The 22,727-nt window shown below is 65.7% G+C and carries 22 protein-coding genes; 8 read left to right on the forward strand and 14 right to left on the reverse strand.

All coding sequences use genetic code 11. From position 1 onward, the window contains the following. Positions 1 to 4 precede the first annotated feature (4 nt). Entirely contained in the window at positions 5 to 283 is a 279-nt protein-coding gene (locus tag ABIR17_RS00295) for a DUF2087 domain-containing protein (RefSeq protein ID WP_348002355.1), read from the reverse strand. Next, a complete protein-coding gene (locus tag ABIR17_RS00300; RefSeq protein ID WP_348002356.1) occupies positions 284 to 865 on the reverse strand; it encodes a GNAT family N-acetyltransferase in 582 nt (193 codons plus the stop codon). 29 nt (positions 866 to 894) lie between these two features. Between ABIR17_RS00300 and ABIR17_RS00305 the strand changes: the two genes are divergently transcribed. Together ABIR17_RS00305 and ABIR17_RS00310 are read left to right on the forward strand one after the other, a co-directional pair. Next, positions 895 to 4,290 carry an error-prone DNA polymerase gene (locus tag ABIR17_RS00305; protein ID WP_348002357.1) on the forward strand — a complete coding sequence of 1,132 codons (3,396 nt, stop codon included), beginning with the start codon at positions 895 to 897 and terminating at the stop codon, positions 4,288 to 4,290. A 99-nt stretch (positions 4,291 to 4,389) separates the two neighbouring features. After that, positions 4,390 to 5,625, forward strand: a complete 1,236-nt coding sequence (locus ABIR17_RS00310; RefSeq protein ID WP_348002358.1) for a GAF domain-containing protein — start codon at positions 4,390 to 4,392, stop codon at positions 5,623 to 5,625. Position 5,626: 1 nt separating this feature from the next. Here ABIR17_RS00310 and ABIR17_RS00315 read toward each other — a convergent pair whose 3' ends face one another. The 5 genes from ABIR17_RS00315 to ABIR17_RS00335 all read right to left on the reverse strand — a co-directional run bounded on the left by ABIR17_RS00315 (position 5,627) and on the right by ABIR17_RS00335 (position 10,300). Beyond that, on the reverse strand, positions 5,627 to 6,541 hold the full coding sequence (locus ABIR17_RS00315; protein WP_348002359.1) for an oxygenase MpaB family protein: 915 nt from the start codon (positions 6,539 to 6,541) through the stop codon (positions 5,627 to 5,629). Continuing rightward, positions 6,541 to 8,283 (reverse strand): DEAD/DEAH box helicase, encoded by a 1,743-nt coding sequence (locus ABIR17_RS00320; protein WP_348002360.1) that lies wholly within the window; start codon positions 8,281 to 8,283, stop codon positions 6,541 to 6,543. Before ABIR17_RS00320 ends, ABIR17_RS00315 begins: the two co-directional genes overlap by 1 nt. Before the next feature lie 52 nt (positions 8,284 to 8,335). Beyond that, a complete protein-coding gene (gene dinB / locus ABIR17_RS00325; RefSeq protein ID WP_348002361.1) occupies positions 8,336 to 9,586 on the reverse strand; it encodes a DNA polymerase IV in 1,251 nt (416 codons plus the stop codon). Between the two features lie 91 nt (positions 9,587 to 9,677). Continuing rightward, the gene (locus ABIR17_RS00330; protein WP_348002362.1) at positions 9,678 to 9,935 is read right to left on the reverse strand and encodes a GlsB/YeaQ/YmgE family stress response membrane protein; all 258 of its coding nucleotides are present in this window, start codon (positions 9,933 to 9,935) and stop codon (positions 9,678 to 9,680) included. A 95-nt stretch (positions 9,936 to 10,030) separates the two neighbouring features. Next, a complete protein-coding gene (locus tag ABIR17_RS00335) occupies positions 10,031 to 10,300 on the reverse strand; it encodes a GlsB/YeaQ/YmgE family stress response membrane protein (protein ID WP_348002363.1) in 270 nt (89 codons plus the stop codon). A gap of 138 nt (positions 10,301 to 10,438) precedes the next feature. On the opposite strand from ABIR17_RS00335, the gene ABIR17_RS00340 reads away from it, so the two are divergent. Further along, entirely contained in the window at positions 10,439 to 11,200 is a 762-nt protein-coding gene (locus tag ABIR17_RS00340; protein ID WP_348002364.1) for an SGNH/GDSL hydrolase family protein, read from the forward strand. A gap of 7 nt (positions 11,201 to 11,207) precedes the next feature. On the opposite strand, the gene ABIR17_RS00345 is transcribed toward ABIR17_RS00340, so the two are convergent. Together ABIR17_RS00345 and ABIR17_RS00350 are read right to left on the reverse strand one after the other, a co-directional pair. Continuing rightward, entirely contained in the window at positions 11,208 to 12,434 is a 1,227-nt protein-coding gene (locus ABIR17_RS00345; protein WP_348002365.1) for a D-alanyl-D-alanine carboxypeptidase, read from the reverse strand. A gap of 9 nt (positions 12,435 to 12,443) precedes the next feature. Then, positions 12,444 to 13,256, reverse strand: a complete 813-nt coding sequence (locus ABIR17_RS00350) for an RNA methyltransferase (protein ID WP_348002366.1) — start codon at positions 13,254 to 13,256, stop codon at positions 12,444 to 12,446. A 129-nt stretch (positions 13,257 to 13,385) separates the two neighbouring features. Between ABIR17_RS00350 and ABIR17_RS00355 the strand changes: the two genes are divergently transcribed. Both ABIR17_RS00355 and ABIR17_RS00360 read left to right on the forward strand, forming a co-directional pair. Then, positions 13,386 to 14,234 (forward strand): Sir2 family NAD-dependent protein deacetylase, encoded by an 849-nt coding sequence (locus tag ABIR17_RS00355; RefSeq protein WP_348002367.1) that lies wholly within the window; start codon positions 13,386 to 13,388, stop codon positions 14,232 to 14,234. 43 nt (positions 14,235 to 14,277) lie between these two features. Next, positions 14,278 to 14,904, forward strand: a complete 627-nt coding sequence (locus ABIR17_RS00360) for a histidine phosphatase family protein (protein WP_348002368.1) — start codon at positions 14,278 to 14,280, stop codon at positions 14,902 to 14,904. A gap of 9 nt (positions 14,905 to 14,913) precedes the next feature. Here ABIR17_RS00360 and ABIR17_RS00365 read toward each other — a convergent pair whose 3' ends face one another. Both ABIR17_RS00365 and ABIR17_RS00370 read right to left on the reverse strand, forming a co-directional pair. Next, entirely contained in the window at positions 14,914 to 16,011 is a 1,098-nt protein-coding gene (locus ABIR17_RS00365) for a glycosyltransferase family 1 protein (protein WP_348002369.1), read from the reverse strand. Positions 16,012 to 16,021: 10 nt separating this feature from the next. Continuing rightward, a complete protein-coding gene (locus ABIR17_RS00370) occupies positions 16,022 to 16,864 on the reverse strand; it encodes an alpha/beta hydrolase (protein ID WP_348002370.1) in 843 nt (280 codons plus the stop codon). 52 nt (positions 16,865 to 16,916) lie between these two features. On the opposite strand from ABIR17_RS00370, the gene treS reads away from it, so the two are divergent. After that, positions 16,917 to 18,626, forward strand: coding sequence for a maltose alpha-D-glucosyltransferase (treS, locus tag ABIR17_RS00375; RefSeq protein WP_348002371.1), 1,710 nt, complete (start codon positions 16,917 to 16,919; stop codon positions 18,624 to 18,626). Further along, positions 18,626 to 19,036, forward strand: coding sequence for an NUDIX domain-containing protein (locus ABIR17_RS00380; RefSeq protein WP_348002372.1), 411 nt, complete (start codon positions 18,626 to 18,628; stop codon positions 19,034 to 19,036). Before treS ends, ABIR17_RS00380 begins: the two co-directional genes overlap by 1 nt. Positions 19,037 to 19,058: 22 nt before the next feature. On the opposite strand, the gene ABIR17_RS00385 is transcribed toward ABIR17_RS00380, so the two are convergent. From ABIR17_RS00385 to glgA, 3 genes are all read right to left on the reverse strand, one after another. Beyond that, positions 19,059 to 19,316 (reverse strand): type B 50S ribosomal protein L31, encoded by a 258-nt coding sequence (locus tag ABIR17_RS00385; protein WP_348002373.1) that lies wholly within the window; start codon positions 19,314 to 19,316, stop codon positions 19,059 to 19,061. A gap of 106 nt (positions 19,317 to 19,422) precedes the next feature. After that, the gene (locus ABIR17_RS00390; RefSeq protein ID WP_348002374.1) at positions 19,423 to 20,205 is read right to left on the reverse strand and encodes an ABC transporter ATP-binding protein; all 783 of its coding nucleotides are present in this window, start codon (positions 20,203 to 20,205) and stop codon (positions 19,423 to 19,425) included. Positions 20,206 to 20,212: 7 nt separating this feature from the next. Beyond that, complete coding sequence (glgA, locus tag ABIR17_RS00395) at positions 20,213 to 21,403, reverse strand: glycogen synthase (protein ID WP_348002375.1); 1,191 nt, start codon at positions 21,401 to 21,403, stop codon at positions 20,213 to 20,215. Positions 21,404 to 21,471: 68 nt separating this feature from the next. Between glgA and ABIR17_RS00400 the strand changes: the two genes are divergently transcribed. After that, the gene (locus ABIR17_RS00400) at positions 21,472 to 22,713 is read left to right on the forward strand and encodes a glucose-1-phosphate adenylyltransferase (RefSeq protein WP_348002376.1); all 1,242 of its coding nucleotides are present in this window, start codon (positions 21,472 to 21,474) and stop codon (positions 22,711 to 22,713) included. Positions 22,714 to 22,727: the final 14 nt, after the last annotated feature.

Consider the following 22,727-nt stretch of genomic DNA (forward strand, 5'->3'; position numbering starts at 1 on the left):
CCGGTCAACCGCTGAGTCGGTAGCGACTCCCATCGGCATCGCGGTCGAGCAGCTCATGATCGACGAGGTAGCGGCGCAGGGTTGCCACGTCGTCGGCGTAGACCATCAGACGGTCGTTAACCTCGGCCTCGGTCAACCGCTCGTCGGAGTGGAACGCACGCTCGCCGATCCACCGCAGCAGCAGGCCACGCTCGACCAGTCGTCGTGGGTAGCGGTCAATCCGACCGTCGGAACGTCGCAAAAATTTGGCGACCACAGCATCCGGGGGGATGATGTCGGCCACTCAGAACTCCCGGCGCATGATCCAGCGCTCCTTGCCGCCGGAGTGCGCGGTCGTCTCCGCCGCGCGCGTGAAGCCCGCGGCCTCGAACAGCTCGGTCGTCCCTACGTAGCCCGAGATGACATCCACCCGGTCTCCTCCGGTCTCGATCGGGTAACCCTCGACGATCTCGGCCCCGTTCGCGCGCGCGTGTTCGACCGCGCCTTCGAGCAGCACGTGCATGAGGCCACGTTTGCGGTAGCCGGCCCGCACCACGAAGCAAACGATCGACCAGGCGTCACGCTCGTCGAGAAACGGGATGGTGCGGGAGTTCATCAGTCGGCGGTAGGTGGAACGCGGGGCGACCGAGCACCAACCCGCCACCTCGCCGTCGACGTAGGCGAGCACCCCCGGTCCCGGAGAGGTCGCGCATTCCCGCTCCATGTACGCACCACGCTGGTCGTTGGGCACACGGGAGTCGCGGTAACTCATGCACCAGCATCCGCCGCCGCCGGGCTTCTTCACCCCCACGACCTCGTAGAAGTCGTCGTATCGGCCGAGCGCGGGCTTGACTTCGACCACAGCATCCGGCGTCTCAACATCCATCGCCCCAGCCTACGAACAGGCACCGACTAATGGGGTGGCACAACCCGCCGCACACCTGGAGCGAGCTGGAACGACGGATGTCGGGCAAAGGCCCGATCCAGGATGGCGCGACCTGGAACAACCGCCGCCCCAAGTACGAGGCACCCGAAGCGAGCGGGGCGCCCGAGTCGGACGAAGCGGTCGAGCCCCTGGTGCCCTACGCCGAACTGCACGTGCACTCGGCGTACTCGTTTCTCGATGGGGCGAGCATGCCCGAGCACCTGGTGGAAGAGGCGAAGCGCCTGCGGCTGGAAGCGATCGCGCTCACCGATCACGACGGCTTCTACGGTGCGGTGCGGTTTGCCGAGGCCGCCCAGGCACACGGGATGTCGACCATCTACGGTGCCGAACTCTCGCTCGGTCTCAGCAAGCCGCAAAACGGCATCCCGGATCCGGAGGGTGCGCACCTGGTGGTGCTCGCCCGCGGGCAGGAGGGCTACCACCGGCTGTCAAAGGCGCTCACCCGTGGGCATCTCCAGGGCGGCGAGAAGGGTCGCCCGCGCTACGACCTCGACGAACTCGGGGACACCGCGGAAGGGCACTGGGTGGTGCTGAGCGGATGTCGCAAGGGCACCGTTCGGCAGGCGCTTGAGGTACACGGGCTCGACGGGGCGAAACGTGAGTTGACCGCACTCACCGAGCGGTTCGGCCGCGACAACGTCGTTGTCGAACTCACCGATCGCGGGGACCCGCTCGACTCCGACCGCAACGCCACCCTCGCCACCCTCGCGCGCGACCTCGACCTGGCAGTGCTCGCGACCGGCAACGTGCACTACGCGCGTCCCGAACAGGCTCCCCTGGCATCCGCTCTCGCTGCGGTGCGGGCTCGGGCCAGCCTCGACCAGCACGACCCCTGGCTGCCGGCTGCCGGCGGCGCGTACCTGCGATCGGGGCACGAGATGAGCCTGCGGTTCGCCCGGTATCCGGATGCCGTCGCCCGGTCGGTGGTGCTCGCCCGTGAGCTGGCGTTCGAGTTGCGCAGCGTCACCCCGCGACTGCCCCAACTCGATGTGCCCGAAGGCTACGACCTGATGGGTTGGCTGCGGCACGAGACCTGGGCGGCCGCCGCGCTGAAGTACCCGAACATGCCCGAGTCGCATCGACGGCGCATCCAGAACGAACTCGACGTGATCGCGGTGAAAGACTTCCCCGGCTACTTCCTGCTGGTGAAAGACATCGTCGACTTCGCCCGGTCGCGCGGCATCCTCTGCCAGGGCCGCGGGTCTGCGGCGAGCAGCGCCGTCTGCTACCTCCTGGGGATCACGGCGATCGACGCGATCTACTACGAGCTGCCGTTCGAGAGATTCCTGTCGAGCATCCGCGAGGAGGAGCCCGACATCGACGTCGATTTCGACTCCGACCGCCGTGAGGAGGTCATCCAATACGTCTACGAAAAGTACGGCCGCGAGAACGCCGCCCAGGTCGCCAACGTCGTCACTTACACACCGCGCAACGCCATCCGTGACATCGCGAAAGCCTTCGGTCACGGGCCAGGTCAGCAGGATGCCTGGTCGAAACGACTCGAACGTTGGGGCGATCCGGTCGAGGAAGATCTGCAGGACATCCCGATCGAAGTGCGCGAACTGAGCGGTGAGTTGCTCGGGTTTCCGCGGCACTTAGGTATCCACTCGGGCGGCATGGTGATGACCGAGCGTCCGATCGGCGAGGTGGTGCCGATCGAGCACGCGCGCATGAAAGATCGCACGGTCCTGCAGTGGGAGAAAGACGACTGCAAGTGGATGGGGCTGGTCAAGTTCGACCTGTTGGGTCTCGGGATGCTGTCGGCCCTCCAGCACTCGTTCGACTGCATCCGCGACACTTTCGGGCGAGAGCTGACTCTCGCGACCATCCCGAAGGAAGAGGCGGCGACCTACGACGCCCTGTGCCGGGCTGAAGCAATCGGGGTGTTCCAGGTCGAGAGCCGGGCGCAGATGGGGCTGCTCCCCCGGTTGCAGCCGCGGTGCTTCTACGACCTCGTCATCCAGATCGCGCTCATCCGGCCCGGACCGATCCAGGGTGGGGCGGTGCATCCGTTCGTGCGACGGAAGCTCGGCGAGAAGTTTGAGTTTCTGCATCCCGACCTGGAACCGATCCTCGGCCGCACCTTCGGGGTGCCGGTCTTTCAGGAACAGGTCATCAAGATCGCCCGCGATCTCGCTGGACTCGACCCCGAGGAGGCTGACCTCCTACGCCGGGCACTCGGCTCGAAACGCGGCTACTACAAGATCGGGTTGCTGCGCGAAAAGCTCGAGGACGGGCTGCGTGCGAAAGGTCTCGACGACGACGGGATCGCGACGATCTACGGCCAGATCGAGGCGTTCGCCAACTTCGGTTTCGCCGAGAGTCACGCCCTGTCGTTCGCCCTCCTGGTCTACGCCTCCTCGTGGCTGAAGTTGCACTATCCCGGGGCGTTCCTTGCCGGGCTGCTGCGGGCACAGCCGATGGGCTTCTACTCCCCCGCGACCCTGGTAGCCGATACCCGGCGGCACGGGGTCGAAGTGCGGCGTCCCGACATCCACCGGTCGGGAGTGTTCCCGTTGCTCGAGCCGTGGGATGAGACGGGTGTCATGGGGGTCCTGCACGAAACGGGAACGGATGACTGCCTCGGCATCCAGGCACCGGTGGAGGTCTTCGATGCCACCGCCCCCGACCTCTGCGATCAGCATCGCCGTGACGGCGGTGCGGTGGTGCGACTCGGCCTGGCGGGAGTGCGCGGGATCGGCGAAACCGTCGCCCGCAGGATCGTCGCCGAACGGGAGGCCCGCGGAGCGTTCACCTCGATGGAAAATCTGGTGCGCCGGGTCGGCCTCAGCACCGCTCAACTCGAGGCTCTCGCCAGTGCGGATGCTTTCGAAGGCTTCGACCTCGACCGGCGGGAAGCGCTCTGGCGGGCCGGTGCGGCAGCCGGCGACCGGGCGGAGTTTCTGCCGTCGACAGTGGTCACCGTGCAGCCACCGTTGTTCGCCGATCCGACGTCTTTCGAGATTCTGCGCGACGACCTCTGGGCGACCGGTATCTCGGTCGACGATCATCCGGTCGCCCATCTGCGCTCCGCTCTCGACGAGCGAGGGGTGCTGCCGTCGTCGGCACTGCGCACCCATGAGCCCGGCCGTCGCGTCGAGGTCGCGGGTCTCGTCACCCACCGGCAGCGACCGGGAACGGCATCCGGCATCACCTTCATGAACCTCGAGGATGAGCACGGCTCGGTGAACGTGATCTGCTCGGTCGGCGTCTGGAAGCGCTACCGCCGCGTCGCTCGCGAGTCGCCGGCGCTGCTCGTGCGCGGCATCCTGGAAAGATCCCCCGAAGGAGTGACAAACCTTGTGGCCGACTGCTTCGAATCACTCTCTGCGGGAGTGCTTCACCGATCCCGAGATTTTCACTGACGCGGTATGGCTGGCCCACGAACTGGGACGGACGCTCGCCGCACTGCGCTCACTAGCCTGAGCGACAGGGCTATACCAACCCGAAGGGCGGCCTGGACAATGGCATCCGGCTTCCTGCGAACCGTGTTCCGCGCGTGGTACGCGCTGCGCATGGTCAAGTTGCGCAACTACGTTCACCCGACCGATTCATCGGTTACCCGAACCGGAGACCCGCGCGCCGATCGGGTCCTTCTGGTCGGCAACGGCCACAGCCGCGGCTGGGGTGTCGCATCTCATCAGCTGGGCCTGACCGGCCAACTCGCACGGGCTATCGAGGCGAAAACGGGACGTGGCTGCGACCTCGACCTCATCGGCGCGGAGTCGATGAACGCTCGATCCGCGCTGTCCTGGATCGGCACCCGCGACCTTGAAGAGTTCGACGCTTTCGTGCTCGCTGTCGGGCTCAACGATGCCCTCCGCCTCACGCCCCTCGACGACTTCGAGCGGGGTCTCGCCGATGTGCTCGACGGCGTCGTCGCCCGCCTCCGTCCCGAAGCCGTCGTCACCGTCGTCGGGATCCCCCCGATTCGCTCTCTCCCCGCCTTCTCCGGACTTGCCACAGCCACCGCGATCTCGCACCGGCAGGCGCTGAATCGCGCCACTCGGCGCATCACGTCCGGGCGGCGCCTTGACTACCTCGAGGTGCCGCAGCTCACAAACGGAGCCAGTCACCCGCTCGGAGCCGCCGCAACATACGCACAATTGGGCGGATTCATCGCCGCCGAAGTCGCCCCGCAACTGGTGCTCGTGCGACCCGACCCGCCGGTTCGCCCGCCGCAAGCCGACCCGATCTGGGACTGGAGCGGTACTGCTGCCCTCGTCGCTCTCGCCGCCCAGGGTGGGGCTCCCGAGCTGAACCGCCTGGCGGCCGAAGCGCAAAAGGCGTTCAAGGTCGAGCTTGCTGTCGTGAGTCTCGTGAATGGCGACCGGCTCTACTACGGCAACAACACCGATGTCATGCCCGAGTCGGTGCCGCTCGACCTGTCGTTCTGTCAGTACACGGTTGCCGCAGAAGCCCCGGTCATCATCCCCGACACCCGCGCCGACCCACGCTTCGATGACAACCCGCTGATCGAACTGTCGTACATCAACTTCTACGCCGGCTATCCGCTGCGGTCCTCGGAAGGACAGGTGATCGGTTCCTTCTGCCTCCAGGGCTCACGACCGCGCGACGCGAGTGACATCTCCATGGATGCGCTGCGCGACCTGGCAATGCAGGCGCAGGCCGAAATCCAGCGTTACGAAGTTCCGAAAGGACCGCCAGCACCGACCGGTCCCGCCTACACGTTCCGCTGAGCTAGCTGTTCTGCGCGGCGGTCTCGAGCCGTCGCAGCCGTTGCTTTGCGAAATCCTGCGCTCGCGGACCCTTGCCGATCGCGCGCTGCGCGACTCTCAGGGCGATGCGCGTCATCCCGATCACGGGGAGCGCTGAGCGTCTCACGCCGAGCATCCGTCGGTAGGGGGCCGGGATGGTCGCCACCGCGGCCGCGAACAGGATCCGGTAGGCGATGCCGAGGCTGCCGGTGAAGGGTGGCTTGCGCAGAAACTTCACGACGTCGGCGACGCGCTCGTCGCCCCGCAGCTCGCCTCGCTCGAGAAATCCGTCGCGCCTCGCACGCAAACCATCGGCGGTCGTCGGTGGTTGCGCAACACCCATCAACGTTCCCGCCGTCGCCCACGATGCGACGTAGGCATCCGCTCCGCCCGGAATCGCGCCACCCCAGATCTCGTGGCAGGTGAGGAAGGCGTCGGCGAATGCGACATGCACCCAGTCGACGAGTTCGGCGTCGGTCGCTGAGTACGCGTGGTTGGTGCCATCGGTGGCGGTATAGGTGCCGGCGACTCGCGAGTGGAACTTGCCGACCCGCCCCAATTCGCGATCGGCCTGCGCGGTCGATCCGTAGGTGAGGACCACGATCCATCTCACGGTGCCCGACAACCGTCCGAGTGGATCAGAGCGGTACCGCGACCAGTCGTGCACTCCCGCCATCGCCCCCGGATGCAGGGCCTGCAGCAGAAGTGCCCGGATGCCCGCGACGAAGGTGCCCATCCCGGCGTGCACGATCCACGGTGCGGTGTCTTCTGGGAAGTATCCGACGTCGTCGCCGTCGGCGAGCTCGAGAACGTACGGCGCCGTACCGTCAGGATGTCCTGCGACGGCCGTCAGGAGCCGCGCACGCAGCGTCTCGCGCTTCTTTGCCACACGTGCCATCAGCGACCGTTGATCCGCTTGCGCAACACGTCGATGCGCGCCTGCAACTGGGCGACGGTGGCACGGGACACTTCGGGTCCACCGCCGATGCGCCGCACCTCCGCGTGCACTTGAGCGTGCGTTTCCCCGGAGTTTTTCGACCAAATCGACACGAGGCTGTTCAGCAGCTTTCGCTGTTCGCCGAGGGTGCGGTGCAAGGCGACGGGTCCCGCGCGCTCCGGTTCGTCGCGGCGACGTTCGGCCCCCCGCCGATGTTGACTTGCCTGGCGCAGCTTCAACACCCGGCTGACCTCATCGGGTTCGAGAATTCCGGGGATGCCGATGAACTCCCACTCCTCGTCCGTGTCGGGCTCGGCGAGGGTGCCGTACTCCTCGCCGTCGAACAGCACCTTCTCGAAGGTGGCGACCGAGGCGAGTGCTTTCCATTCGAATTCGTCAAGCAGGTCAGCGGATGCCGACTCGCTTTGCTCGGCGCGTTCCATCAGGTCGTCATCGAGCAGGTCGTCGTCAGCGTGCTCGCGGTCCAAGACGTGGTCGCGTTCACGCTCCATCTCGGCCGCGAGGCCCAGCAGAACCGGAACACTCGGAACGAAAATGGATGCCAGCTCGCCACGGCGACGGGCGCGCACGAACCGGCCGATCGCCTGGGCGAAGTACAGCGGCGTTGAGGCGCTGGTCGCGTAGACGCCCACCATCAGGCGTGGCACATCAACTCCTTCAGACACCATCCGCACCGCGACCATCCAGCGTTGGTTGCCCTCGGCAAATTGGGTGATCCGCTCGCTCGAGGCCTTCTCATCACTCAACACGACGACGGGCGGCTGCCCGGTCAGGTCGCCCAGAATCTTCGCGTATGCCCGCGCCATCGCCTGGTCGGTCGCGATCACGAGACCCGCGGCATCCGGAACCTCGCGTCGCACCTCGGTGAGTCGCCGGTTTGCCGCAGCGAGTACGGCAGGAATCCAGTCACCTTCGGGGTCAAGAGCGGTGCGCCAGGCTTGCGCCGTGATGTCGGTCGTATCGCCCTGACCCAGTGCCGCTTCCATCTCGTCGCCCTGCCGGGTGCGCCACCGCATCGAGCCGGCGTACGAGAGAAAGAGCACGGGCCGCACCACGCCGTCGGCGAGAGCCCGACCGTACCCGTAGGTGTAGTCGGTCTGCGAAACCCTCACGCCGCGGTGATCGCGGAGGTACTCGACGAACGGGATCGGAGCGGTGTCGGATCGAAACGGGGTCCCGGTCATCGAGAGGCGACGTGACGCTCCCCCGAAGGCTTCTCGGATGGCGTCTCCCCAGGAGAGCGAATCCCCGCCGTGATGCACCTCATCCAGAATCACGAGGGTGCGCTTCGATTCGGTCAGGGCCTTGTGCAGCGAGGGTCGAACGGCGACCTGGGCGTAGGTGACGACGACGCCGTGGAAGGGCCGCGATTCGCGCGCGTGCTTGTTGCTGAATTTCGGATCGAGACGCACGCCGGCGCGATGGGCGGCGTCGGCCCACTGAACCTTGAGGTGCTCGGTCGGGGCGACGACAGTGACGCGATCGATGACCCGCTGTTGGAGCAGTTCGTGAGCGAGCCGGAGCGCAAACGCCGTCTTGCCTGCTCCCGGGGTTGCCGACACCAAAAAGTCGGTGCGATCCGATTCGAGGTAGAGCTGCAGCGCCTCTTCTTGCCACGCCCGCAATTTCGCGACAGTGCCCCAGGCAGCGCGCTCCGGGAAGCTCGGCGGGAGGCTCGTCACTTGACCAGACGATACGCGAGAGACCCGACAGTCGGGTGGATGCTTCTCCGTGCTAGGTCGGATCGCCCCTCATCGGCATCCGGCGGTCGGGGTCGTCGCCGAGCAGGGTCGCTGGTCGCACCAGGGCTCGCCCGAACTTTGCGGTGATCGCATCGACGGTGTGCTCGGCTTCGCGCCAGTCGCTGTCGTCATCCCACAGACCGAGGCCGGCGACTTGACCGGTGAGTTGCTCGCCGCGCACGCCGAGCAGCCGAACCGGTTCCCCGGCGCGTCCGGACTCGGCGTAGAGCGAGCGCGCTTCCTCATAGATGCGCCGCCCGAGGTCGGTCGGCTCGCCCAGAGTTCGCGACCTGGTAATCGTCGAAAAGTCATCGAAGCGCAACTTGAGCGAGATCGTGCGTGCTTGCGCGCCGGCACGTCGGAGCCGGACCCCGACCGAGTTCGAGAGTCGCAGCATTTCCTTCTCGAGAAGCGCGATCTCGACGATGTTGGTCTCGAAGGTGCGCTCGTGCCCGACACTCTTCTCGGCGGTCTCGGTGACGACGACGCGCGGGTCACGCGCCCACGACAGAGCGTGCAGATGTGCGGCGCTGGCCGGCCCCAGCGCGCGGGTGAGGGCGTCGATCGGCATGGCCGCGACATCGCCGACAGTGCGCAGCCCGAGGCGTTCAAGCTTTTCGCCGGTCTTCGGCCCGACTCCCCAGAGTGCCGAAATCGGCTGCGGATGCAGGAAGGCGAGACTATCGGCAGCAGGCACAACGAGAAGGCCGTCGGGTTTCGATCGGCCCGACGCAAGTTTTGCCACGTACTTGGTCGACGCGGCGCCGACCGAGCAGCGTAGCCCCGTTTCAGCGAAGACCCTGTGCCGAATGAGCGTGCCGATCTGCCACGGCGTACCCATGAGCCGCCGCGCACTCGCGACGTCGAGAAACGCCTCATCGATGCCAAGCACTTCAACGTGCGGTGTGACATCGCGAAACAGGTCCATCACGATTCCGGAGAGCCGCACGTACCTGTCGTAGTGCGGCTCGAGGACGATCGCCTGCGGGCAGCGGCGCAGCGCGACGGCCATTGGCATCGCGGAGTTGACCCCGAACTTGCGGGCCTCGTAGGTCGCGGCGGTGACGACCGAGCGCGCCGACGGATGCCCGACGATGACCGGTTTGCCCACCAGCTCGGGATGCTCAAGCAATTCGACCGACGCGAAGAAGGCATCCATATCAACGTGCAAAATATGCGCGGTGAGGTCATCGACGGCGCTCGCGGCGGTGACCTGCCGGCCACTGCCATCCTGCTTGCTCACGCCGTCAGCTTGTCAGGCACGGGTGTCACTGATGACAGTCGCCGGGCATGACGAAGGGCGCCGACCACGTCGTCGGCGCCCTTCGGTCGGGTCAGGCCTTGCGGTTGCGGGTGAGCGCTCCGAAGATCAGGAGCACGATGATTGACCCCCCGATGGCAAGCAGCCAGCTGTAGATCGAGAAGAACTCGGTCATCGGGACGTTGAAGATGAGGTTTCCGAGGAAGCCTCCGAGTGCTGCACCGGCCGCGCCGAGAAGGATCGTGACGAGCCAGCCGTACTTGCGCTTGAGGATGAGCTTGGCGATGATCGCCGCGATGATGCCGAGAATGATGAACGGGATGAAGGACACAAAAACCTCCTAGTCGGTTCGACGTTCGAACCGACCGTCAGTCAAGCAGAACGGGGGCCCCGGTCGTAAACCGGAGCCCCCGTTTCGCGTAGAGGTCAGACCCGCGCGCGGCTTCCCCGCGTGGCCAGGCCGTAAATCGCCAGCACCAGCACGGAGCCCGCGATCGCGACGAGCCAGGTCTGAAGGGACCAGAAGGTCTCCAAACCAACGCCGAAGATTGCACTACCGATGAAGCCGCCGAGCAGTGCTCCCACGATTCCGAGGATGAGGGTGATGATCCACCCGCCACCCATCCGGCCTGGCAGGATCAGCTTGGCGATCGCGCCAGCGACGAGTCCCAGAACGATCCATCCGATGATTCCCATGACGAACCTTCCCATCTTGTACCGGACCCGAATCTCGCGTCCTCGTCTACCTAACTCGTCCCTCGGAAGAGGGGCAACGATCTTGTTTCCGCCTCCGCATTGCGGTATAGAGACCCGAAGTTGAGGCACTCTTGGGGGATGAGCGCACACCACCCGTGGTCGCGTTACGTCGCGATCGGGGACTCCTTCACGGAAGGGATCGGCGATCCCGAGCCGTCGAGTCCCGGTGGTCATCGAGGCTGGGCAGACCGGGTCGCCGAAGTGCTCGCACGCACGACCGAGGGGTTCGCCTACGCCAATCTCGCGATCCGCGGGAAGTTGCTGCAGCAAATCCTCGATGAGCAACTGGATGCGGCGCTCGCCCTCAGCCCCGACCTCATCTCAATTTCGGCGGGCGGCAACGACATCATCCGTCCCGGGACCGATCCGGATGACATCGCGGCGCGACTCGACCTCGGGATCGCCCGGCTCCGCCGTGAAAACGCGACCGTCGTCATATTCAACGGACCTGACATCGGCGCCACCCCGGTACTCGGTCGGATGCGCGGAAAGGTCGCGATCTACAACGAAAACCTCCGCACGATCGCGCTTCGGCACGACGTGATGGTCGCCGACATGTGGTCGCTACGCTCGCTCGCCGACCCACGGATGTGGGCTGCCGACCGTCTGCACTTCTCGCCGGTCGGTCACCAGACGATCGCGAGGATGGTGCTCGACACTCTTAAGGTTCCCCACGAGCTGGAGCCGTTTGAGGCCCAACCCATCCCCCGGCGGCCGTGGCGTCAGGCTCGTTCCGAAGACCTCAGCTGGGCGCGCTCGTATTTCGGGCCGTGGATCGTTCGACGCATCAGGCGTCGGTCCTCGGGTGACGGCGTCACTGCCAAACGTCCGTCGTTCTGACATCCACTCAGAACAGAGCGGCCGGATTCGTCAGTCGCCAGAGTGGTCCCGGATCGTCAAGATCTGTGCCGAGATCGAGTTCGACGGTGACGGTCTGGGTCCCCGACGTGAACGTCACCGCGCCCACGAGGGCCCCCGCGTGGCCGGTACGCAGATCACTCACCTCGACGTCGGCGGTGACCGCAGTTCCGGCCCAGGTGACGAGCGTCGTGCGACCGGCCGCGACTGCCTGGGTGCTCGCGCCCCAGTCGGCTTGGTAGGTCGCGAACGGTTCGGCCGCCGCCGCGACTTCGACCTCGGTGAAGTTCGATGACACCGTCGCGAGGAGGGCCAGGATGTCGTGATCGAGCACATCGTGGTTGGGCCCCCCCAGCACGACGCCGATCACCGTGACGGTCGTCCCTCCGATCAGGTAGTCCGCCGAAAACAAGAGGTTCGCGCCGAAGGGGTCGAGGGTGCCGGTCTTGATGCCGTCGACGCCGTCCTGCCCGAGCAGTTCGTTGGTGTTGGGCAGCACGCCCACCTGGGGGATGTCGACCGACGTCGTGTTGACGATTGAGGCGATGACCGGATCGGTCAGGGCGATCCGCCCGAGTTCGACGAGATCGTCGGTCTCGCCGACGTTGGCCGGATTGATCCCGGTCGGCTCGAGCACCGTGATTCCGGTCAAGCCATGCGCGGTCAGCCAGGTGTGCGTGGCGTCGAGATACGCGTCCTGCGAGCCGAACGCCCACATCGCCGTGCTCATTGCGTAGTTGTTGGCTGACTTGACGAGCATGAGCTCAAGCAACTGGAGTTCGGTGAGCTGCAGTCCGGCTCGAACCGGGGCCACCGTGCCATTCTGCGCAAGGTACGAGCCGTAGAGGGCAGCGTCGGCGGACGTCATCGTGACGGTGGGACCGTCTTCGCCGACCGCGAGCGGATGCGCCTGCAGAACGACGAGTGCGGTGATCACCTTCGTGATGCTCGCAATCGGGAGCGCCGTTGTCTCTCCGCTCTGGGCCAAGACGCCGGGGAATCCGACAGCGCCGATCGCACTCGCGCCGTAGCCGGGCCAGGCCAGCGCTGGAACTGCGGGAACCGGTTCGTCGGGCGTCGTGATCGTGAGGGCGGCGGCCTTCAGAGGCGCTAGGAGGGTCAGGGGCAGATAGACCAGAATCGCCAGAACCAGTGCCAGCACTCCGAAAACGGCGAGCCGACGACGGAAGTAGACCTGGCGACGCGTGAGGGGCACCCGTCGACCCTAACTAGCCTCGGGCCGTCGAAGCGACCACAGCGCGACCGACGCTGCCGCCGCCACGTTGAGTGAGTCGACACCCCGCTTCATCGGAATCGTGACGACCGTGTCTGCAACCTGCAGCGCATGGCTGCTGAGCCCATCGCCTTCGGTGCCGAGCACGAGTGCCAGGCGTGACGGTGGATGGCGTGCGAACTCAGCGAGGTCGACCGCACGCTCCGAAAGTGCGAGTGCGGCGATCGTGAACCCCGCGTCCTTGAGCTGGACCACGTCCTCCGGCCAGCGGTCGAGCCGCGCCCACGGCACCTGAAGCACCGTGCCCATACTTACCCGCACCGAGCGGCGGTACAGCGGGTCGGCGCATCGCGGGGTGATGAGCACGGCATCCGCTCCGAGCGCGGCGACGGCACGAAAGATGGCACCGACGTTGGTGTGATCGACGATGTCTTCGAGCACGACGACCCGGTGGGCGTCGCGCACGAGGTCGGCTACGGCCGGCAGTGCCGGGCGGTGCATGGCCGCGATTGCGCCGCGATGCATCGCGAACCCGGTCACCTGCTCGAGCACCTCTGCGCTCCCGAGGTAAACCGGGATGTCCCACGACTGGAGCAGGGGTTCCAGGTCGCTCAACCACTTCTGCTGAAGCAGAACCGAACGCGGACGGTGCCCGGCATCCAATGCGCGCCGGATCACCTTCGCCGATTCGGCGAGGTAAAGACCCTCCGCGGGCTCTCGGAGCCTCCGCAGCACGACATCCGTCAGATCGGTGTAGTCGCGCAGCGCGGGGTCTGCGGGGTCGACGATCGGGACAATTCGCAACCTAACCTCCAGCACCGCGAAACATGCCCGAAAACTGCGACACCTACTCTCAGAGCACAGCACTCCAGAAACCAGTACTCCACAACACAGCGGTCTCATTCACGGAATAGTCGAGCGGAAGGAGGCGCGGTGTCGATTTCGACGATACCGGCGCTTGACGTCGCGCTCATCCCGCTCGTCGATCGCGCCGTGACACTCCTGACGGGCCAGCGCGTTGCCTTCCTGACCGGCGCTGGTGTGAGCACCGACTCCGGCATCCCGGACTATCGGGGCGAGGGCGCTCCGGTCAGGCGGCCGATGACCTTCCAGACCTTCCTCGCGGATGCGCGTGCCCGGCAGCGCTACTGGGCCGGGAGCCACCTCGGCTGGCGCCACTTCGCCGCCGCCGCGCCGAACGCCGGGCATCTTGCGCTTGCCCAGCTCGAACTTGCCGGTGTGGTCAATGGCGTGATCACCCAGAACGTTGACGGGCTCCACCTTCAAGCCGGGTCACGTCGCGTTGTCGACGTTCATGGTTCGATCGATCGCGTGCGGTGTCTGTCGTGCGGCCAGCAGTTCGCTCGCGAAGACATTGCGGCCCGGATGACGCGCGAGAATCCGTGGCTCGCTGAACCCGACAACGTGATGCTCAATCCGGACGGCGACGTCGACATCGATGCCGTCGACGAGATGGTCGTGCCGGACTGCACGGTCTGTGGCGGGATGCTCAAGCCTGACGTCGTCTTCTTCGGTGAGTTCGTGCCGACCGTGAAATTCACCGAGGCGTCCGCGCTCATCAAATCCGCCGGGGCGCTCGTCGTCGCCGGCTCTTCCCTGGTGGTGAACTCGGGCATCCGGCTGGTGGAGCAGGCCGTGCGGCGCCGCATGCCGATCGTCATCATCAATCGCGGCGAGACCAAGGGCGACTCCCGCTCGACTCTCAAGATCGAAGCCGGTACCTCCGAGGTGCTGATCGCCCTCAAGGAGCGGCTGACCTAACCGACCCGCTGGCGTCGAGCATCGTCGTAGGATCAGCGGTGCGATGACCGATCTCTACCTGGTACGACACGGCGAGACCGACTGGAACCAGCAGCGCCGCATCCAGGGGCTCACTGACGTGCCGCTCAACGCGATCGGACGCGAGCAGGCCCGGCTGACCGGGATGCTGCTCACCTGTCGATCGATTGATCGGGTCATCGCCAGCCCGCTCATGCGTGCGCGGGTAACGGCCGAGATCATCGCGAGCGAACTGGGCCTGCCCGAACCAGAACTGCGGCCTGCGCTTGTCGAGCGCAACTATGGCGAAGCCGAGGGGATGATTTTTCACGACATCGACACGAAGTATCCGCCCGGTACCGAGGTACCCGGTCGGGAGCCCCGCGAAGCGGTTGCAGCGCGGGTCGTCGCGGCGCTTCAGCAACTCGCGATCGACTACGCAGGCGAGCAGCTCGTCGTCGTCAGCCACGGCGGGGCGATCCGTGCGGCGCTGACGACGGCCGTACCCGACGGCGGGTTCGGGATGATCACTAACGGCTCGGTGCACACCTTCCGAATCGAGGGCGACGACCTGCGCTTGGTCGCGTTCGACGATCCGATTGAGCTCGCCGCGATGGATCCCCGGCACGGCGATCTGGATGCGCAGAACGCGCTCGAATCCCGCGACTCTTAAGCGGGGCACCTACTCAACGTCGGCGTCTTCGGGGCGGGGCTTGCTCGCCACGCGACGAAGGACCTCGTACAGCACGTCGGCAGAACGCTCCCAGGTGAACGCGAGCGACTGCTCCCGTGCCGCAGCAGACCGGCTCGACCATACCTTCGGATCTTCGAGTGACCGGATGCTGGCGGCGAATGCCGCGGGATCCATCGGTGCCGCGTACAGGCCGGCAGCGCCACCGATCTCGTGGAAGATCGGGATGTCGCTGACCACGATCGGCGTGCCGACCCCCATCGCCTCGACCAGCGGGATGCCGAATCCTTCGTCTCGCGATGCGGTCACGAGCGCGTGAGCACCTTCCAACAGCTCGGCGTACTCGTCATCCGAGACTCCGTTGTGAAACTCGAGCACGTCTGCAGGAGCCAGTGCGGCGAGACGGATTCGATCGGCAGGTGTGACCCGGCTCAGCAGGTGCAGCCGGTAGCCGGGAAGTTCGTGCATCGCGCGGGCGAGAGTCTCGACGTTCTTGTACGGCATGAACGACCCGATGTAGACCAGCCGGCGGGTTTTCGGTGGCGTGCGCTGGGGCGGATTCGCCTCGAGTGGGTCGCCCGCGTTGTACACAACTGTCACCGGACGCCGGGTCAAACGGTGCTCGGCGATGAGCGCCTTGGTGGTTTCCGAAACCGTGACGACCTCGTCGGGTTGGTTGAGGACCCGCCGCTGAGGGATGAAGGTGAGGTGGTACGCCCACCAGCCGGCGCGGATGTACCAGGGCAGGTTCTTCGGCGGCGTGCGGTGGCGGTGGTAGATCAGGTCGTGCAGGGTGATCACCAGGCCGTAGCGGCGCCCGCTGGATCCGATCGTCTGGAGCGGACTGAACACGACATCCGGTTCGAGCGGATTGAGTTGCCGGGCGATCCAAGGTTCGCGCAAACTCGTTTCTGATGTGATCAGGTGCCACGCCAGATCGGGCAGCTTCTCGAGTTGGCGCTCGTCGCTGATGAGCATTTCGACCGGCATCCGCCTGCCGAGCGCTTCGACCAAACGCGCGGAGTACCGGCTGATGCCGTCGTGATGGCCCGTGCGCACGACATATCGGCAGTCGAACAGCACCTTCACGGCAGCACCCTCACAGCAGGTCCGTCACAAAAGCACGCACCGCATGGGCGGCTGCGGCCGGAGTCTCGTAGTGGATGAGGTGGCCGACTCCGGGAATCACGTCGAGGCGGGCGTCAGGGAAGGTCTCGAGCAGCGCGAACTGACCGGCGAGCGGCGCAACCTCGTCGCGCTCCCCCGCTACGAGGAGTACCGGCTGGCGGATCCCCGCGGCGACGGCCGCCACCGTTGTCGACAGCGAGGCGTCGAATCCCTCGACGACGCTCGCTCGGGACCCGAACGAACTGAAGTGGGCATGGTGTTGCCCGTGAATGAAGGTGCGCAGCTCGCGGTCGCGGGTTTTGGCGAGCTTCACGCTCATCCCCTGAACGATGAGCGGGTTGCTCAGCCAGGCGCGTGCGGCACGTTCGGGGAGGCGACGGGCAACCGCGTAGTAGAACCGGGTCGCGCCGATTCCGGTGACCTTCGCGGGGTCGTCGGCGATCGGGTTCACCAGGATGACAGCGCGTGCCGGAAGTCCGCCGGCGACAGCGTGGGACACCACGATCGAGCCGAAAGAGTGTCCGAGCAGGATCGCGCCGGTGAGGCCCGTCGCCTCGAGAAACGCCCGCAGCCACACGCCGTAGCCGTCGATCGAGTGGGGCTGCTCAGTCATCGGCATTGAGGTGCCGAAACCCGGCAGATCGGGCGAGATCACGTGGAAGTCGGGCAGCAACTTCACGACCGGTTCGAGGCCGTGATGATCGCCCCGGTAGCCGTGCACGACGACGATTGTCGGTCCGCTCGCCGGGGTTCCGTACTCCCAATAGCGAGCGGTGCTGCCCAGCAGCTCGATGTCGTGCGCGACGGGTTCCATCACCACCAATCCTACGGACGTGACTCCCCGGCAAGGGTGCGAGACTCGAGCGATGACCTTCACTGCCCCGATCACTCTGCCCGGTCTCGCTCTCGACCCCCAGTGGTATCGCCGCGCGGTCTTCTACGAAGTCGTGGTGCGGGCCTTCGTCGACTCCAACGGAGACGGCTCGGGCGACCTGGGCGGGCTGATCTCGAAGCTCGACTACCTGCAGTGGCTCGGAGTTGACGCCCTCTGGGTTCCGCCGATCTTCTCGTCGCCGCTGCGCGACGGAGGGTACGACGTCGCCGACTACAAGGCGATCCTGCCCGAGTTCGGCACCCTCGACGAGTTTCGCGAACTGGTCACGAAGGCCCACGAGCGCAATATGCGGATCGTCATCGACCTCCCGCTCAACCACACATCGGATGCCCACGAATGGTTCCAGCAGTCGCGCTCCGACCCTGAGGGGCCGTACGGCGACTTCTACGTGTGGAACGACAGCGCCGACAAGTACCCCGACATCCGGATCATTTTCACCGACTACGAAGACTCCAATTGGGCGTTCGATGCGACCCGCCGCCAGTTCTACTTTCACCGCTTCTTCTCGCACCAGCCTGACTTGAACTTCGACAACCCTGCCGTCCACGAGGCGGTTTTCGACATCATCCGGTTCTGGATGGATCTCGGCGTCGACGGATTCCGCCTGGACGCGATCCCTTACCTCTACGAGTCGGAGGGCGGCACCGGCGAGGGTGAACCGCCGACACACGATTTCATCCGGTCGGTGCGCACCATGATGGATCTCGAATATCCCGGTCGGGTCATGATCGCCGAAGCGAACCAGTGGCCCAAAGAGGTCGTTGAGTTCATGGGAACGACCGAAGAACCGGAATGTCACATGGCCTTCGACTTCCCGGTGATGCCCCGCATCTTCTATTCGCTGCGTTCGCAGTCGGCCGCCGAACTCAATCGAGTGCTGTCTGAGACCACGGAAATTCCGGAGGGTGCTGGCTGGGGTGTATTCCTGCGCAACCACGACGAGCTGACGCTCGAGATGGTCAGCGAGGAGTACCGGCAGGCGATGTACGGCTGGTACGCCTACGACCCGCGCATGCGCGTCAACGTTGGCATCCGGCGTCGGCTTGCCCCCTTACTCGACAACGCCCGTGCCGAACTCGAGCTTGCTCACGCGCTGCTGTTCTCTCTTCAGGGCTCACCCTTCTTGTACTACGGCGACGAGATCGGGATGGGCGACAACATCTGGCTGCCCGACCGCGACGCGTCGCGCACTCCGATGCAGTGGACCCCTGACCGCAACGCAGGCTTCTCAACCGCAGACCCCGGCAAGCTCTACCTCCCGGCCGTGCAGTCGCTCGTGTACAACTACTCGCTCGTCAACGTCGAGTCACAGTTGGCGCAGTCCCGGTCGCTGCTGCACTGGGTGCGCAACGTGATTCACGTGCGCAAGGCGCATCCGGTCTTCGGCCTCGGTGCACTTCGGGTGTTGCAGACCGATCACGAATCGGTGCTCGCGTTCGTGCGCGACTATGCCGGCTCGGGGACCACGCACGGCGAAAGGCCAGAGCAGGTGGTCTGCGTCTTCTCATTCGCCCATAACCCGCTGTCCGTCACGATCGACTTCGACGGCTGGTACGGCGCCCCCCTGAACGATCTGTTCGGAGGTGCCGACTTTCCCACGATCGGCGACGACGGCAAGCTCACCCTGACGCTCGCTAGCCAATCGTTCTACTGGCTGCACATTGGGGATTCGACCCGCTGATGGCGGCCAACATCCATGTAGCCGCCGCCATCGTCACCAACTCGGCGGGGCGGGCCGTCGTCGTGCGCAAGCGCGGTACGACCGGCTACATGCAGCCCGGCGGCAAGATCGAACCCGGCGAGAGCGCCCTGGCCACTTTGATTCGGGAACTCGACGAAGAACTGGGCCTCCAGGTCGACGCCGATCAGACCGAGTTCCTCGGGTCATTCGAGGCGGCGGCCCTCAACGAGCCGGGCGAAACCGTACGTGCGGAAGTCTTCGCACTCCTCAGTGATGCCGAGCTGCAGCCGGCGAACGAGATTGATGCCATCTACTGGCTCGAGTCTCCGTGGGACACACGGTCGGTCGAACTCGCACCGCTCACCCTCGACGTGCTGCTCCCCCTGTGGGCGCAACGAGCGTCGGCCTAGAGCGACGAGCACAGCGCCGCAGTTAGTCCTTCTTGGCGCCGAAGTTCTTGAAGCGCGAGTTGAACTTCTCGACGCGACCGGCGCTGTCGAGGATGCGCTGCTTGCCCGTGTAGAACGGGTGTGATGCCGACGAGATCTCGACGTCGATGACCGGGTACGTCTCGCCGTCCAACTCGATCGTCTTCTCACTCGTCACCGTTGAACGGGTCAGGAAAGTCTCGCCGCTGGCAAGGTCACGAAAGACGACCGACGCATACTGGGGGTGGATTTCAGACTTCATGGCCATGCCTTCATGTACGAGTGCCCTCGACGACAGACGAGGGGATGACGGCCGAACGGCCAAGGGTCGACGTTACCAGGTCTGGCTAGGCGGCGCGAGCCGACGCTCAAGCGGCCCTGGCCGTGTACCGGCCGTTGTGCGCGGTCAGTTCGATCGGCATCCCGAACGTCGCCGTCAAGTTCGGCGCGGTGAGTGTCACGTCGATCGGACCTGCAGCTTTCACCGTGCCGTTGGCGAGCAGCAGAACGTGGCTGAATCCTGCCGGGATCTCTTCGACATGGTGCGTGACCATCGCCATCGCAGGTGAGTTGGGGTCGCTCGCGTACGCACCCAGCAGTTGGAGCAGTTCTTCGCGAGAGCCGAGATCGAGACTGGCGGCAGGCTCGTCGAACAGCAGCAGTTCGGGGTCGGTCATCACCGCTCGGGCGATCTGCACACGCTTCTGCTCGCCGTCACTGAGGGTGCCGAATAGCCGGCCCTCAAACGACGAAAGTTTCCACTCCGCCAGCACCTCGCGCGCGCGCGAGACATCGACGTCGTCGTAGACCTCGTTCCAGCGGCCGGTGATCGCATACGCGGCGGTGAGGACGACATCCAGAACGGTCTCTTCGGCTGGGATGCGCTTTGCCATCGACGAGGAGGCCAGCCCGATTCGCGGTCGCAATTCGAAAACGTCCGACGTACCGAGTTTCTCGTCCAGCAGTTTCGCGACCCCGGAGGTCGGGTGCATCGCGGCCGACGCGATCTGGAGCAACGTGGTCTTGCCGGCACCGTTCGGCCCGAGAATCACCCAGCGTTCGCCGGAAAGAATCGACCAGTTCACGGCATCGAGGATGCGGTTTCCCCCTCGGACAACAGACACCTTGGAGAAGTCGAGCACCGGGGACATGGTGCGTTCAGCTTACGTCGAGCAGCTCCCGGTAGATCGCCAGCGTGCGCTCGGCGATCGACGTCCAACTGAATTCGGCTTCAGCCCGTCGACGCCCGGCTTCGCCCATCGCGCGTGCTGCCGCGGGGTCGGCGACGACGGCGATCAGCGCGGCGGCCAGGTCGTTGACGAAGCGCTCAGGATCGACCGGGGTGCCGGTGCCGTCACTGAGCTGCTCGATCGGCACGAGGCGTCCGGTGACGCCGTCGGCGACCACCTCGGGGATGCCACCCGTCGCGGTCCCGACGACCGGTGCACCACACGCCATCGCTTCGAGATTGACGATTCCGAGCGGTTCGTACACCGACGGGCAGACGAAGGTCGTCGCGGTCGACAGGAGCGCGGCGATCTCCGGCTGCGACAGCAGTCGGTCGATCCAGACCACGCCCGAACGTTCGGCCTGAAGCGCGGCAACGCCGGCCTGAACCTCAGCGAGGATCTCGGGGGTATCGGGCGCTCCCGCACAGAGCACCAGTTGCACCTCTGGAGGCAGCTGGCGGGCAGCCGCGAGCAGGTAGGGCAGCCCCTTCTGCCGGGTGATGCGTCCGACGAAGACGACGCTGGGCCGGTCGGGATCGACACCGAGTTCGCGCGCCAGATCGGGTTCGTCGACGCGGTGCCAGCGATCGAGGTCGATTCCGTTGTGAACGACCCGCACGCGCGCCGGATCGACGTTGGGGTAACACCGCAGAATGTCGGCGCGCATCCCGTGGCTCACCGCGATGACGACATCCGCGGCTTCGAAAGCGGTGCGTTCGATCGCGCTCGAGATTCGATACCCGCCGCCGAGTTGCTCGGCTTTCCAGGGACGCAACGGTTCGAGACTGTGCGCCGTGACGACGTGCGGGATGCCGTGCAGCAGCTTGGCGAGGTGGCCGGCCGCGTTCGCGTACCAGGTGTGCGAATGCACGAGGTCAGCGCCCGCGACATCCTGAGCGATTTGCAAGTCGACACCGAGAGTCGCCAGGGCGGGATTCGCGGCGACCAGTTGGGTCGGCACCAGATAGGCCTCGACGTCGTCTTCGTCGCGCGGCATCCCGAAACAGCGCACCATCACCTGAAGGGTCGGGCGCAGAGCCGCGACGAGTTCGGCGACGTGGACTCCCGCGCCCCCGTACACCTCCGGCGGGTATTCCCGGGTGACAACATCGACTCGCATTTGAAGTGAACGCTAGTACACGGTCGCTTCCGGGGTTCTCTCCGGGTCAGGGGTTCTACTCTGGGAGCATGGCTGCGAAGAAGGTGTTCGGCATTGTCCTCGCAGGCGGCGAGGGCAAACGCCTGATGCCGCTCACCGCCGATCGTGCCAAGCCCGCCGTGCCGTTCGGGGGCGGTTACCGCCTCATCGACTTCGCCCTGTCGAACCTCGTGAACTCAGGCCTGCGCCAAGTCGTCGTGCTCACCCAGTACAAGTCGCACTCCCTCGACCGCCACGTCTCCACCACCTGGCGGCTGTCGGGGATGCTCGGCGCCTACGTCGCCTCGGTTCCCGCGCAGCAGCGTCTCGGCAAGCGCTGGTTCTCCGGGTCTGCCGACGCGATTCTGCAGAGCCTCAACCTGTTGCGCGACGAAAAGCCCGACATCGTCGTCGTCGTCGGCGCCGACCACGTGTACCGCATGGACTTCAGCCAAATGGTGGATGCCCACGTCGCGTCGGGGTTCGGTGTCACGGTCGCGGCGATCCGGCAACCTATCGCGCTCGCTGATCAGTTCGGCGTGCTCGAACTTGATCCCAAAGATCCCAACCACATCGCCGTGTTCCGCGAGAAGCCGAAGGATGCTGTCGGCCTCGCTGACTCACCAGGCGAGGTGCTCGCGTCGATGGGCAACTACGTGTTCGACGCGGAGGTTCTGATCGACGCGGTGCAACGCGACGGGGATCGGCCCGACTCCAGCCACGACATGGGCGGCGACATCGTGCCCGACTTTGTGGCCAGCGGAAATGCCGGCGTCTACGACCTCAGCCGCAACGAAGTACCGGGCGCCACCGATCGTGACCGCTACTACTGGCGCGATGTCGGAACGATCGATTCCTTTTTTGAAGCCCACCAAGATCTGATCTCGGCGCTGCCGATTTTCAACCTCTATAACCGCGACTGGCCGATCTACAGCCAGCAGCTCAACTCCCCGCCCGCGAAGTTCGTCCGTGACGGACAGAACGCCGTCGGCACGGTGATCGACTCGATCGTGTCGCTCGGGTGTGTCGTCTCAGGAGGTCATCTCGAGCGCAGTGTGCTGGGCCCGTGGGTGGCTGTCGGCTCGGGTGCGAAGGTGGTCGACTCGGTCATTTTCGAGCGGGTCCGGATCGAGGATGGGGCCACCGTTCAGCGCGCTATTCTCGACAAAGACGTCATCGTAGAGTCCGGTGCGGTCGTCGGAGTCGACCGTGACGCCGACCGCCGTCGGGGTTTCACCGTGACGGACTCGGGCATCACCGTCGTCGGCAAGGGCGTGACGGTCACCCGCTGATCGTTGGCGAAAGC

It is taken from the genome of Pseudolysinimonas sp. (assembly GCF_039912695.1).
Taxonomy (GTDB): Bacteria; Actinomycetota; Actinomycetes; order Actinomycetales; family Microbacteriaceae; genus Pseudolysinimonas_A.